General features: G+C 61.9%; 13 protein-coding genes. 7 read left to right on the top strand and 6 right to left on the bottom strand.

What is annotated here, in order from left to right:
* Positions 1–106: 106 nt before the first annotated feature.
* Positions 107–1,099: a helix-turn-helix domain-containing protein gene (locus AC5J09_RS24005; RefSeq protein ID WP_494298937.1), complete on the bottom strand. Its 993-nt coding sequence runs from the start codon at positions 1,097–1,099 to the stop codon at positions 107–109.
* Positions 1,100–1,172: 73 nt separating this feature from the next.
* Positions 1,173–2,159, bottom strand: a complete 987-nt coding sequence (locus AC5J09_RS24000) for a helix-turn-helix domain-containing protein (protein ID WP_494298667.1) — start codon at positions 2,157–2,159, stop codon at positions 1,173–1,175.
* Between the two features lie 543 nt (positions 2,160–2,702).
* Between AC5J09_RS24000 and AC5J09_RS23995 the strand changes: the two genes are divergently transcribed.
* Positions 2,703–3,329 carry a hypothetical protein gene (locus AC5J09_RS23995; RefSeq protein WP_100671791.1) on the top strand — a complete coding sequence of 209 codons (627 nt, stop codon included), beginning with the start codon at positions 2,703–2,705 and terminating at the stop codon, positions 3,327–3,329.
* A gap of 118 nt (positions 3,330–3,447) precedes the next feature.
* On the opposite strand, the gene AC5J09_RS23990 is transcribed toward AC5J09_RS23995, so the two are convergent.
* A complete protein-coding gene (locus AC5J09_RS23990; protein WP_494298666.1) occupies positions 3,448–3,786 on the bottom strand; it encodes a hypothetical protein in 339 nt (112 codons plus the stop codon).
* A gap of 1,042 nt (positions 3,787–4,828) precedes the next feature.
* On the bottom strand, positions 4,829–5,452 hold the full coding sequence (locus tag AC5J09_RS23985) for a hypothetical protein (protein WP_494298665.1): 624 nt from the start codon (positions 5,450–5,452) through the stop codon (positions 4,829–4,831).
* Positions 5,453–5,573: 121 nt separating this feature from the next.
* Here AC5J09_RS23985 and AC5J09_RS23980 point away from each other — a divergent pair, with 121 nt between their 5' ends.
* Positions 5,574–5,810 (top strand): hypothetical protein, encoded by a 237-nt coding sequence (locus AC5J09_RS23980; RefSeq protein WP_494298664.1) that lies wholly within the window; start codon positions 5,574–5,576, stop codon positions 5,808–5,810.
* A gap of 47 nt (positions 5,811–5,857) precedes the next feature.
* Here AC5J09_RS23980 and aac(3)-IV read toward each other — a convergent pair whose 3' ends face one another.
* Positions 5,858–6,667, bottom strand: a complete 810-nt coding sequence (gene aac(3)-IV, locus AC5J09_RS23975; RefSeq protein ID WP_494298663.1) for an AAC(3)-IV family aminoglycoside N-acetyltransferase — start codon at positions 6,665–6,667, stop codon at positions 5,858–5,860.
* A 550-nt stretch (positions 6,668–7,217) separates the two neighbouring features.
* On the opposite strand from aac(3)-IV, the gene AC5J09_RS23970 reads away from it, so the two are divergent.
* From AC5J09_RS23970 to AC5J09_RS23955, 4 genes are all read left to right on the top strand, one after another.
* The gene (locus tag AC5J09_RS23970; protein ID WP_494298662.1) at positions 7,218–9,044 is read left to right on the top strand and encodes an AfsR/SARP family transcriptional regulator; all 1,827 of its coding nucleotides are present in this window, start codon (positions 7,218–7,220) and stop codon (positions 9,042–9,044) included.
* 17 nt (positions 9,045–9,061) lie between these two features.
* Positions 9,062–9,277 (top strand): hypothetical protein, encoded by a 216-nt coding sequence (locus AC5J09_RS23965; protein WP_324762092.1) that lies wholly within the window; start codon positions 9,062–9,064, stop codon positions 9,275–9,277.
* Positions 9,274–10,488, top strand: a complete 1,215-nt coding sequence (locus tag AC5J09_RS23960; protein ID WP_494298661.1) for a YcaO-like family protein — start codon at positions 9,274–9,276, stop codon at positions 10,486–10,488. The genes AC5J09_RS23965 and AC5J09_RS23960 overlap by 4 nt, the downstream gene beginning before the upstream one ends.
* A gap of 124 nt (positions 10,489–10,612) precedes the next feature.
* A complete protein-coding gene (locus tag AC5J09_RS23955; protein WP_275597593.1) occupies positions 10,613–10,846 on the top strand; it encodes a hypothetical protein in 234 nt (77 codons plus the stop codon).
* Between the two features lie 123 nt (positions 10,847–10,969).
* Here the strand turns inward: AC5J09_RS23955 and AC5J09_RS23950 are convergent, their stop codons facing one another.
* Positions 10,970–11,764, bottom strand: coding sequence for a DUF1194 domain-containing protein (locus AC5J09_RS23950; RefSeq protein ID WP_494298660.1), 795 nt, complete (start codon positions 11,762–11,764; stop codon positions 10,970–10,972).
* A 234-nt stretch (positions 11,765–11,998) separates the two neighbouring features.
* Here AC5J09_RS23950 and AC5J09_RS23945 point away from each other — a divergent pair, with 234 nt between their 5' ends.
* Positions 11,999–13,312, top strand: coding sequence for a glucoamylase family protein (locus tag AC5J09_RS23945; RefSeq protein WP_494298659.1), 1,314 nt, complete (start codon positions 11,999–12,001; stop codon positions 13,310–13,312).
* Positions 13,313–13,329: the final 17 nt, after the last annotated feature.

The raw sequence follows: 13,329 nt of genomic DNA, 5'->3' as shown, positions 1-13,329 counted from the left end.
ATACTCGGCCTTCTGCTGTGGTTGGTGTTCCAATGCCGACATGCCGGATTTTCGGGCAGAATATGCACCCCCGCGCCCGCAGGCGGCTATGCGTTTTTTGCCAATCTCAGAGCCAGGCCCGTGAAATCACGCGGAGGGATTGTGCGGCTACGGTTGCGCTGGGCTTCTCTCCGAAAAGCTCCTGATACCAGCCGGACATGCGCCCGTGTTCGGCAATGCCCCACTTTTTGGCGCTTGCCGATATGGTCGCCAGTTGATCGACAGCCATCAGATCGCGGCGAATTCTATGCAGCCGAAGCCTGCGCAGATAGTGGTTGGGCGTATCGCCCAGCACCTCGAGAAAGGCGCGGTAAAGGGTGCGACGGGACGATCCGCACGCTGTCGTGATATCGGTTATCGATATAGGACTTGCGAGATGCCGGTCGATATATTGTTGCGCCAGTCGAACGATGGTTTCATAGGACGAAGGCCGGCTTGCGGCGGTCGTCCCACGATCGTTTGCGTAGTGAGAAATTACGGCCCGCAACATCGTGCTTCCTATGTGGACGCCGGCCTCTGTTTCTTCTCCCAGGTGCACCCGGAGCAACGCTTCTCTCAGCTCTTTGAGTTTTTCCTGGGCCAATGGCTTGGAATGAACCGCGGATTGCAGAAACCTGCGGCCAAGACCATCCTCCAGCCGGCGCAGATCAAGAGTTGCCGTTACATACATCGATCCTGGTGCGCATAGGACGTCGACCTCGCAACCCGGAAGGAGAATACCCACCGTTCCTTCCGGGGCCTGTCGCAGACAGACTCGAAATCCACCGACCTGGGAGAGCACAATTCCGACGGTGACGGCAGCGTCCGACAGGACACCCCTCGCCATCGCATTCCCCGCGATAAAGCCCGAACTGAGAATCACGCCGTCGTATGTGCTGAAGGCGAGACTGCCGCCGATCTTGCGCCCCGCCATTTGCACTGCGTCCAGGTCGGCGCCCAGTACTGCATTTCGAAGGCCTTCGATGTCTTGCAACGGGAAGCGCTGCCAATGATCGGCCTTTGCGTCCGGGAACGGATCACCGCTTAGCTTCTTCAAGGCTGCGACATGGCCATGGACCACGCTCTCCAATTTGCATCCCCAAAAGACGAGGATGGCAGGAAGGAAGCGTTCCCTCTATGCGCCTTTTGCCAATCTAGTGGGCTGTCGAGCCTTCCTGTGCGGATTCGGACTGCTTGAACGCTGCTAATGTTTCGCTCGGCAGTTCCCCGAACAATTCGCGATACCATCCCGCCAATCTGCCGAGTTCGCTGATGCCCCACTCATTTGCCACGACCGCGATGGTGCACGCTCGTTCCCGATCAGTCGCGAGGCCCCGTCTTATTCTGTGCAGCCTTAGACGCCGGACGTATGTTTGGGGAGTGTCGTCGAGGATGTCCGCGAACGCGCGGTAGAGCGTACGACGCGAGGCGAAGGCGGCAGCGGCGATGTCATCAAGGGCTATCGGCTCAGAGAGGTGTTCGACTATGTAGGCTCTGGCACGCGCCACGATCCTCGCATGAAGATGTGTGTTGGCCCGGCGTCCGTGGTTGTAAGGGGGGCGACCAAGATGATTGATGAGCGCTCTCAGCAGCATCTTCCCGAGACCGGGCCGTGCGGGGTTGCCCGTGTGGATGCGGCTAAATTCCGCCGCAAGCGCCGTTACCACCTCCGGCGTCATGGATCGATTGTGGATCCCAGTTCCGCCCAGCGCAGCCCTGTCCAGAACCATTCCGTTTTTTCCGGCTTCCTGCTCGAGCTGATCGGCGGAAATCGTCGCTACGGCGTACATGGAGCCCGGCGCGTAGAGAGAATCGTGTTCGTCCCCTCCATGATATATGGCCACGTCTCCAGTTTTGACCTCGGTGAACGAGTGCCAGGATGATCCGGGAAGCCAAAGGCCAAGCCCCAAAGAAAGAGTGTCCGGGGAGAGAGGTCCGCGAAGCGCCACACGGCCTTCTATAAAGCCGCCGCTGTATGTCACGCCATCCTGCTCGGAGAATATGAGGCTCCCTGACAGCTTGCCACGCGCCATCTGTGTAGCTTCCATTCCGGCACCATGCACGGCATCGGACAGGTCTTCGACTTGCGATATCTCGATACGGTGCCAGGGGCACGGGACCGGCTGGAGAATTCCTTCCATTCCGAAACAGCCCTCTTTTCGGAGAAGTTTCATACCGCAAACGGCCTCGGCGCAAGCATTCCATCAACACGACTTCAGCTTCGCCGATCGTTTCACTACCCAGGATTGATACAATAGAGGAGCGCTTGCCGGGGGGCCAGTGTTCATCGTCATCGCAATGCGAGAACTTGACGGCAATAGTCCCCGGTTCGAGGCCTGCTGAGGTTCAGGCCGCCCGCCGCGGCTAATTTCATTTCCTCATTCCTGTGCTTGTCACAGGAATCCAGCCAGACTAAGTCCTTGGGCTGAAAGACCTTTTCCCGCGCCGCAGACGCGGCGCTGCTCTCATCCCTGTGACGAGCACAGGATGAGCAACGAGGAGACGTTGCAGTCCCCGAAAACTTTCCTACAGCCGCGCATCTTATGAGACGCGCAAAGGTCGCCGTAGCCCTTGGAGCTGCTGCGTGGCTCACGCATCGGTTGCCGGTTCCAATCACAGGATTTCGATTTTACGCCAGCCGTTTTCAGCAATAGGCTTCACTGACGAAATGCTGGAGAATCGCCATGAACCGCGCGCTTGCATTCACAGTGGCCGTCCTGGCCTGCTCTCCACTGTCGGCACACGCCCAGGACACCTCCATGAGCTTCTTCGTCACCAGCGCAAATCCGGGCAGGGGTGGCGACCTCGGAGGACTGGCCGGAGCCGACGCATACTGCAATTCCTTGGCGACGGCGAGTGGTTCGACGGGCAAGACCTGGAGAGCCTATCTATCCACCGACACCGAGAACGCCAGGGATCGGATCGGAAACGGTCCCTGGTACAACGCCAAGGGCGAGAAGATCGCCGACGATGTCGCCTCCCTTCACAGCGACGGCAACAACGTGACGAAACAGACTGCTCTCAACGAGAAAGGCGAAGTCATTCCCGGCCGTGGCGACAGCCCCAACCGCCACGACATCCTGACTGGCTCGAAACCAGATGGAACTGCCGCACCGGAAACCTGCGGCAATTGGACAATGGGCGGCGCGGAGGGCGCGGCGATCGTCGGCCACAGCGACCGGACGGGCCTGGACGATTCCGATGCGGCGAAATCCTGGAATTCGTCGCATTCGACGAGGGGCGGCTGCTCGAACGAGGCATTCAAGGGAACCGGCGGAGACGGCCTCTTCTACTGCTTCGCAAGCAATTGACGGTGGCAGGGCCGCTCGCGGCATACACCCGGTGCCGAAAAGCAAGCCGGCGCCACCAATCAAGAATGGCGCGTTTCCGTTTGGGCACAATCTCGCTTGAATAGCTGACCGAAGGCGTTCAGGTCAGAAAGGGCATGATATCTACGCCGTCTCCTGGGAAGACTGTGATGTGCGGGTGGTCCTGGAACAGCCGCGCCGCGGCCTCGATGCTTTCCGCTTCGACGACAAGGTAGCCGCAAAAAGGGTTCACGGCATCGGCGATACCGTCCCTGATTACGCGTGTCGTCTTGCCCACCATGCCACCACGATCGAGGATGGATGCGGCGTTTCTGTCCTCCCATGCTGCCCACTGTTCCAGTCCGACCGCGTCGATCGCGTCCTGCTCTGCCTTTGGCAGACTGCGGAAGGCGGCGAGGTCTTCGGGCTTCATGGTGTACACGGCTAGAAAACGGGGCATTGGCGCTCTCTTCGTGGTGGTAGATGGCTGCCAACTTACACCGTGTGCGGCCGAAGTCACCCGCATTGCCGCCACTTGTTTGATTTCCTCATTCCTGTGCTTGTCACAGGAATCCAGCCAGGCCAAGTCCTTGGGCTGGAAAGGCTCTTCCGCGCCGCAGACGCGGCGCTGCTGGATCTCTGTGACAGGCACAGAGATGAGGGTGGAGAGGGTGCGGTCCCTCGGCGCGTTCTATAAACCGTGAAGATAGCGAGGTGGCGCGGAGGGTCCCCCTGTACTGCGTCCCGCTTCGCCTCGATGCGAGAATGTAGGCGTACCCTTTCATTGCGTGACAGGTTGACCATTCCCTCGCATATTCGCAACGGAAGTTGCAGTAGCCGCACATCCCGGTCCCTCATTCCTGTGCTTGTCACAGGAATCCAGCCAGGCCAAGTCCTTGGGCTGGAAAGGCTCTTCCGCGCCGCAGACGCGGCGCTGCTGGATCCCTGTGACGAGCACAGGGATGAGGTGGAGAGGGTGCGGTCCTCGGCGCGTTTCATAAACCGTGAAGATAGCGAGGCGGCGCGGAGGGCCCAAGTCACGCCCGTATACCACGTCCCGCTTCGTTTGGACGCGAGAATGTAGACGTGACCTTTCATTGCGTGACAGGTTGACCGTTCCCTCGCATATTCGCAACGGAAGTTGTAGTAGCCGCACATCCCGGTCCCTCATTCCTGTGCTTGTCACAGGAATCCAGCCAGGCCAAGTCCTTGGGCTGGAAAGGCTCTTCCGCGCCGCAGACGCGGCGCTGCTGGATCCCTGTGACAAGCACAGGGATGAGGTGAGGAGAGGTTGCAGTCCTCCGCTATAGCCCTTTGAGTTGCTGCATGTTTTTGTCCTTTGATCGACTACGATCAAGGAAATTCCTCGGCATTCGTGTCTTAGAAGCCTAGTGTTACGTCGGTCATCAGAAAATCGCTCGCCCCAATTCGTGTCGGTCATCATCGACGGCAATTATAAAGAAGGGGTGACCGCGTCCGGGCGCAATCCGGTCGGTTACTGATTACCGAAGAAGTCCATCGCGCCCGAACTCCTCCCATCCGGCCAGGTTGGAGGCGACGTCTCCGTGTTCGGAATTCGACCCGCCCTTGGTGGTGTTTCTCAACGACCGCGTCAACTTCGCCTTGTACGCAGCCCGTCTGCGGTTTTCGGCGGCAGCCGCCGCGTCTTCCTCGCGCCAATCTTCGACGACGCCTCGATCGAGAATGTCTCCGACAATCCTCGGGTCGAAGACATGAAACGTTATCCTCCTGGCGCGTCCGCGCAGCTTGACCGTTCGCGTTCCAGCACTCGGCAAGCGTCCGTCGGCCAGCCAGCGATGTCTTTCGCTCGTCTTGATCGTGAGAATGTCCTCGATCTCGCGCGGAATCACCGGAAGGGTCTCGATGTTTCCCAACGCCTCGGCGACGACGGCCGATGCGGCGTGGAATGCAGCCTTCTCGCTTGCGGACATCATAAGCGTGAGCTCGCGACCATCGAGATTGAGCGATTTCTTCGTGGCAGACGGAAGCCGCGCGCGAATTTCCAGAAGGATGCCCTTCATGCGGACGGATGAACCCAATGTCGCCGCTGGCGGCAGCACCCACGTCTTGAGCAGCTCTATGCGACTGTTGTCGTGTTTCGGCATTAGACCTAGATGGGTCGCCTTCTTTAGATCGTCAATGACGTCATGCTGTTGGAGACCGAGCGTCCTCTAGGGTCAAGCCAAAAAGTATGGTAAGCGCCAGCCAGACAACAACAGGAGTGTAATGGTGAGCGAACCGACCGTCGCAGATGCGATAAGCCGCATTTATGAATCGCTCCAGGCGGACAATGCCGACATCGACGCGCATATCGCGACTCTCAAGGCAGCGTTGACGCGCGAGGGGTTGAAAGAGGCCGTCTTTGATCCGGGCAGGCTCGCGCAGAACAACCGTTCTGGCAGGAAGCTGATGCAGGCCTACTTTCGGCAGCGCGGCGTCACGGTCAAATACTCGGCTTCGTAAAACCGTCCCATGTCGTCAGACATTGCCGTAGGAGACGGCCGAGCTGATCACCCGGCGGGGCTGCCGCCACGAGCGCAGCCGACCGACTGGCGCGCCGCATCGCATTCGTCGCACCCTGCCTCTACCGGATGCAGGAAGACGAGTGGATCGCGGGCCAGTTGATCCGTGGCGATCCTCGCGATGTCTCGCGAGCGGATCAGGCGAGCATGGGCATGGCCGACCGGGCCCTCCCGCTGCAAGCCCTTTCGCCTCAGCCAGGTGTCGGCAAGGTTGAAGTTCTGGCAGCAGTGATCGTTCTCGCGATAGTCGATGCGGATCGGCCTGCCGTTATCGAGGACCGTACAGTGTTTCGGCACTCCATAGGGGACCTTCGCCATCAGCTCGGCGAGATGCAGCGTGGTGTCCGAATCGTGCCCGACGCCGAGGAGGAGCACTTGCCCGTCTAGTTCGTGGATACGCCCTATCGGACTTGCGGGAGCGTGCGGGGGCAGGGGCAGAGTGTCTGATGTGATGCGTGCTGCAAGCGGGCCGGCTGCCGCAAACGCGAACGGATGGTCGCTGCGCGTCACATTCTCCAGCCGCCAGAACGTGTCGGCGAGTATTCCCAGATCGGATGTTGCAGGTGTCGTCGCGGGGTCGAACGGCTCGTCGTCAAGACCGGACCATGATGGCATGACGAGTGTGCCCTCCGGGCCAATGGCGGCACGCAGAGCGGCAATCAGGCCGAGCGGCCCGCCTTCGACAGGGCGGACGCTGCGAAAGGAACTGTGAACGAGCAGAGTGCCTCCAGGCTTTACCCCGAGCGCAATGAGTTGATCAACGATTTCCGAAGTCCGCCATTCATATTGGTGAGTCATGGATTGCCTATTGGTAACCGCTGGCATTGCGACAGCAAAAAGCGCGCTTGTTTGGGCCAAGCGCGCTCCGGCGAACGATCTGCAGCGGGGTTACGGCACCCTCGATCGATCCCGTTGAACATAGCATGAAAACGGCCGGCGAACAACGATGCGGAAGCTCCGCGGACGCCGTCTTGGGCTGCGTCCTTAACAGATATAAGCGGCAATGAGTTGCCATGTTCCGGCTTTTCGAGCATGTTCCCATCTGGGCTGCATGCGTTTCCGCATCGGGCTGGGAAGTGAACAAAGGGACGGGCAGGTATGGCTCCGGGCGTCGCAGCCGCACATCCGGAGGCATGAACCGTGCCGATCGGTGGCTGCGCCTGCAGAGATTGCCGGTCTGTTCGGCGTCCGTCCTTCTTTCTCCAGCGATGAGCCGTGGGGCGACGTTGGTTGCAGCGTGCGCTTTGGTGTTCGTGCCGAAGGGGCAGGAGAGGGTTGGTGAACGAGATGTCGACGGTCTCGCCGGTCGCCGGCGGCGCTTCCACTATTCGAGCCATTTGAGGTTTTCGTGGCGGGGCCGCATTATCGTCTGCAGACATTCGGGGAGTTGCGGCTGGTCGATTCCGGCGGCGTGGTTGTGGCGTGTCCCGAGCGGGGGTCGCTGATACTCGCCTATCTCTGCGTGTCCGGAGAGAAAACGGCTTCCCGTGAAAAGCTTGCAATGCTGATCTGGCCCGAGCGGGAAAAGAGCGTCGCTTTCAAGAACCTGCGGTCGACATTGTGGCGCATGCGCCACCTTGCTGCGGAGTTGGGGCCGCTCATTACGGCGAGGGAAACCGAGGTGACGCTGGGGGAGATTACCTGCGACGTCGACGGTTTCGAGGCGCTGGAACGTTCGGAAGAGGCGTTCCGCACCGGGCTTGCGCTCTGGCGCGACGGGTTTCTGGCAAGCGCGGATGTGCCGCCGGGCCGCTATGCGGATTGGGTCGGAGAACAGCGGCGGCTGTTCACGCAGGTGATGCGTGCGGCGCTTCTCGGCGGCGAAGAGCGGTTTGCCGACAGGTCTCTGCGGCGCAGCGCGTGCATGCACCTCCTCGAGCTCGATCCGATGGATACGGCCGTGCGTGCGATCCTGGAGCGGATGACCGGCGGGGGGCTGGTCATCGGGGGCGGCAAGCCGGAAAGGGCCCGGCTGCCGCAGGCTGCGTTTGGCAGGGAGTTCGCAAGGGAGGCGAGTGCTCCGCCGGTTGCGCCGGCACCCCGTGTCGCTCTGCTTCCGCCGGCGGCCTTCGGCAGCGATCCGATGCTTCACGCGGTCAGCGTGGCCGTGGTCGAGGACATCACGATCGGGCTATGTGCGCAACGATCGATGTCGGTCGTTGCTCCTTACACGGCGGAGCGGATACGGGATGCCGCGGACAAGGCTGCGTTCCTGGAAAAGCATGGCGTCACCTATGCGCTCGACTGCCGCATGTCGGACCAGGGACTTTTCACGCAGCTCATATTTCTGCCCTCCGACGCGATCGTCTGGGCGGAGCGGTTTGCGATATCTCCGGTCGGTCTGCTCCAGCAACGCCAGGAAATCGCCTTTCATGTCGCCCGGGCGGTGACGGAGCAGGTCGAGACCGGCCGTTCCGCGCGTATCGACTATCTGGCCCATCCGGAGGCCTATTACGCCTACCTCGCCGGACTGCGAAACCTCTCCAGCGTGGGGCTTCCCGAAATCCGCAGGGCACGCCGCGACTTCAGGGCCGCGCTCAAGCACAAGCCGGATTTCGCTCCGGCGCTGAGCGGGATGGCGCGCACCTATGCAATCGAGTGGATCCTGACGGCCCGCGGCGATCGGGAACTTCTGTCGGTGGCGGAGCATCACGCCAAGGGGGCGATCGAAAGCAATGAGGACCTGCCCGGAGCACACCGCGAGTTCGGTGTCGTCAAACTCTATCAGGGTGATCTCGACGAGAGCCTTGCGGCGCTGGATCTCGCGGAAAATCTGAGCCCGCATTATGCCGACGTGCTTTACAGCCACGCCGACACACTCGTTCATGTCTCCCGTCCGCGCGACGCGCTGGACAAGCTGGCCAAGGCGCTTTCGCTCAATCCGCTGGCGCCCGACACGTATTTCTGGAGCGCTGCCGGTGCCAGCTATTTCCTCGAAAACTATGAGGACGCGATCGGCTACGTTCAGAGAATGAAGGACAAGTCGCCCGGCGACAGGCTGCTTGCGGCAAGCTGGGCGATGCTCGGCGACCAGAAGAAAGCACGGGCGTACCGGATGCGGGCGTTGAAGAGCAATCCGACATTCGACGTCGACAAGTGGCTTGCCGTCGTTCCGATGAAGGAACAATGGCAGAAGGACCTCTATCGTGAGGGGCTGAAAAAGGCGGGGTTTTAAGGATGAGGGATAGCGATATGGCGAAGGTTGTTGTGATAGGCATTCCCGGCGAGCCGGGTCTGTGGCTGGCGGACCTGGGGAGCGGAACCGTGAGGCCGCTCGATCAGGTGACGGGCGACCTGGCCGTGGCGGACAAGCTCCGCGCACAAGGGGGGACGATCGTCAAGAATGTCGACCTCGCAGTGGCTGTGTCCTCCGCCGACAAGGTGTTTTCGGGCCATTTCGACGGGTGACCGGTCCCGGCATCGGGGGTGGGGCCGACTTGCGCAATGAATATTCCGATCGTGTGCTGAGCCCGGAAGAGACCTTCGACCGTGTAAGGCCTCTGCTTTCCGGTTTCGGCATAACCCGCATCGCCAGGCACACGGGACTGGACAGGACCGGAATCCCGGTCTGGTGCGCCTATACGCCGAATGCGCGATCCATCGTGGTTGCACAGGGCAAAGGGCTGACGGATGCGGAGGCGAAGGTTTCCGCCGTCATGGAGGCGCTGGAGCGCGCTGTTGCCGGCGAACCCGCCGTCGAAACCATAGTGGCCACGATGCGCTCCCTGCGGGCGTCCGGGCGGACCGTGAACCCGCTTCCGGGGCTGATTGCGGCCGGGCAGGAGGAAATCGGTCCGGACGAAGAACTGCTCTGGGCTCCCGGCTCCGACCTGATCTCCGGCCGCGAGGTGCTCGTACCGCTCGACGCGGCGCAGTTGGACCGTACCCGGCCTTCGCGTTTCTGGATGTCGTCGGATGGGCTCGCATCGGGAAATTCCATTCAGGAAGCGACATTGCACGGGCTGCTGGAGCGCATCGAGCGCGACGCCCATGTCCTGTGGGGCGTGTCAGGGCCGCAGAGCCGTTACCGAAAGTGCGTTGCTCCCGAGGGGTTCGGCGATGCAGCGCTGAATAGTCTCGTCGAGCGCATCAGAGCCGCCGGTCTCGATCTCCGGCTTTTCGACATTACCAGCGACATCAGTATTCCCTGCTTTCTGGCACTGCTCGGCCCCTCCGACATCACCATCAGGGACGATGGTCGTTTCGTCGATGTGACAAGCGGCTGCGGGGCGCATGTCTTTGCCGTTCGCGCGGCGATCAGAGCGGTGACCGAAGCGGCGCAGTCGCGGCTCACCTTCATGAGCGGCGCGCGGGACGACGTCTTTCCCGAAACCTTCAGCCGGCCTTTGCCGGACTCGACCCGCCGGGCCTTCCTCGCGGCGCCGTGCCTGCATGCGCCGGCGGCGCCGCGAGCCGGCGGCGATCCGGATGGGCTGCTGCGGCACACCATCGGTCATCTAGAGGATGCAGGCGTGCAATCAGTAATTGTGGTGCGCCTGTCGGATGAAGCTCTACCGTTCGCGGTCGTCAAGATCTTCGTTCCCGATCTTGAAAACCCTGACGGCGAAAGAGCGCGCCGTTTCGGTCCGCGCGCGCTTTCCAAAGCGCTCGCATCATAAAGGAGCAGACCCGCAAAGCATTTGGCGAGGTCCACTCCGGTACTCTACCGGTGCGAGTGCAACGCTCGTGCAACGCGCGGAAAATCCGAACTCGTCTATAGTCGCCGTCAGGGAAGCGCACGGAATGGGGGTTCAAATGGATAATCATCCTTCGTCCTTGACGGATACTGAAACGGAACTTGCGAGCATCGCCAGAATGCTGAGCCACATTCGCGATAGCGCCCGCGCATTGGACGCTCAGGCCGTCGAATATTGCGTCGAGATGGCGCTGCAGGCCGTTGCCAACGAGTTGCGGGATCGCAGCGAGCTCGTCATCGCGGCGGCGGGCTTCGACGCCAGAATTCACTCGCTGCAATAGCAGCGGGCGCGGGTCGCGTCGCAAAGGGCCAAGGCGGCTTCGCCGTTCAGAGACGGTGGGGCGATCCATGGTCGGGCGGGGAAAAAGCGCGCTTCGGGAAGACCCGCGGCGCGCTCCTCACATCTAACGATCCAGCTCCGGGTAAACCCTGTCGAGAAAACCGGGCCGCAGCTTCTCGCCTATCATGCAGTCTGCCGCGGCTTCGCCGGCTGCAAGGCGGAGCGCCGGCGCGGGAGTGAGGTCGCTTACTTCCAGGATAAGCTTCTGGCGGATTGCGATCGCGAAATCCTCGGGCTCATGGACGGGCAGGACGAAGGAGCCGGGGCCGCCGATGACGCATTCGGCGTAATACTGGTCGAGCGGCCCGGTCGAGACCGACGGGCGGATGAGGATCGCAAGCCCGTTGATGATGATTTCGCGCGATACGGCATCGTTGCGGGCAGGCGTGACCGGCGGCCCGGTATTGTTCGGTCCGTCACCGGAGATGTCGAGGACCCGTCGCGCACCCGAAAAGGCGTTCGAATCGATGAGGCTCGTGCCGAAAAGGATCGCGTTGGAGATCGAGGTGCCGCGCCGCGTCCCGATCGGCCGGGCCTCCAGCTTGACGGCGAAGGCTTCGGCGTCGGCAGCATTTTCGATCACCTGCCAGTTTACGACGGAGGCCTCGTTTACCAGCCCTGCCCATTCGAAATAGCCGATTGCGATCCGCCCGAGGAGCCCGCCCTGGACCGCATTGATGAAATCCGGGTGTCGCAGCGCCTGCAGATAGCCGGAGCGCTGCACGCGCGCCTCCTCCATGTCCATCGAACCCGACATGTCGACAGCCAGCAACAGCTCCACGTCCACGTCGGCGGCCATGGCTGCCGACTGTATCGGGCTCCCGCTCAGAGCCAGGATCAATGCTATCGTGCCTAACATCGCATCAGCCAATCATCGTGGATCACGCGTCGGGCGTTCTGCCCCTCTATCCCGGGCACCGCGATTTGCCGTAAAACCGGCCTCGGCCTCCGGGCCGATGTAATCCGATGAATGTACCACAGGATTGGAAATCCGCGACGGCTGGCGCGACGCGGGCCTACAATATTCGGTGATCGCGGCAATGGCTGCGTCACCCGCCGCAATGTCACCAACGTCATCGAAGAATAGGCCACCATGTTTCACTCGAGCTGGAACTCGGATATCGCATGCGTCGACCGGCTGCAGCGCGCGGCGTTCGGCTACTTTCTTCGTCATTCCGATCCGGCAACCGGTCTGGTGGCCGACACCTCGCGCGAGGGTTCTCCGTCGAGCATCGCCGCCACCGGCTTCGGACTGGCAGCCTATCCGGTCGCGGTCGAGCGCGGCTGGATCGGGCGGGCGGAGGCAGCCCGGCGTGTGTTGGCCACCCTCGCATTCTTCGCGGCGAGCCGGCAGCAGAGCGACGTACGGGCAACCGGCTATCGCGGCTTCTATTATCATTTCCTCGATATGCGGTCGGGAGAGCGTGCCTGGCGCAGCGAACTCTCCACGATCGACACCGCGTTGCTCCTTGCCGGTGCCCTGGCCGCAGCGGCCTATTTTTCCGGCTCGGGCGGGCAGGAGAGGGAGATCAGGAGCCTCACGGCGTTTCTCTATGAACGGGCCGATTGGAACTGGGCGCTCAATGGCGGCGATACCGTCACAATGGGCTGGCGGCCGCCGGGGCGCTTCCTGAAACACCGCTGGCGGGGCTACAGCGAGGCGCTGCTCCTTTATGTCCTGGCACTGGGATCGCCGACACGACCGATCATGCCGCAGAACTACGACGCCTACACCGCGGCGCATGAATGGCTCACGCTCGACGGGGTGGCGCATCTCCACGCCGGCGCGCTCTTCGTGCACCTGTTTCCGCAGGCCTGGATCGATTTTCGCGGCCTTCGCGACCGGGGGATGCGTGAAAGGGATAGCGACTATTTCGAAAACTCCCGGCGGGCCATCAGGCTGCAGCGCGCCCACGCCGAAGAAAATCCCCATGGCTTCGCGGGTTACTGCAGCCATCTATGGGGCTTCAGCGCCTGCCACGCGCCGAAAGGCTGGCTGCGGCTTCGCGGCGGGCGGCGGCAGAGATTGCTCGGCTACGAGGCACGCGGCGCACCATTCGACGCCGATGACGGTACGCTTGTTCCATGGGCGTCGCTCGCCGGCCTGCCGTTCGAGCCGGACGCGTGTCTCGGCAGCCTTTCCCACCTGGTGTCGCATTATCCCGCGCTCGTTAAGGAGGGTTGCCTTCCCGGCGGCTTCAATCCCAGCCTGCCCGGGGACGGCCCCGAGGGTTGGGTGGACGACAGAATCGTCGGGCTTGACCAGGGGCTCGTGGTCATGATGATCGAGAACTGGAGAAGCGGCCTGATTTGGGAACTGACGCGCAGCATTCCGGCATTCAGCCATGGGTTGAGCAGGGCCGGCTTTGCGGGCGGCTGGCTTTCGTCGACGCTGCCTCGAGTTTGAAACGAGGGAAGCGGCCC

The sequence above is a fragment of the Sinorhizobium sp. genome (genome assembly GCF_059070375.1).
Note: the sequence above shows the minus strand (reverse complement) of the source record. Positions and strands in the feature narration are given on the sequence as shown.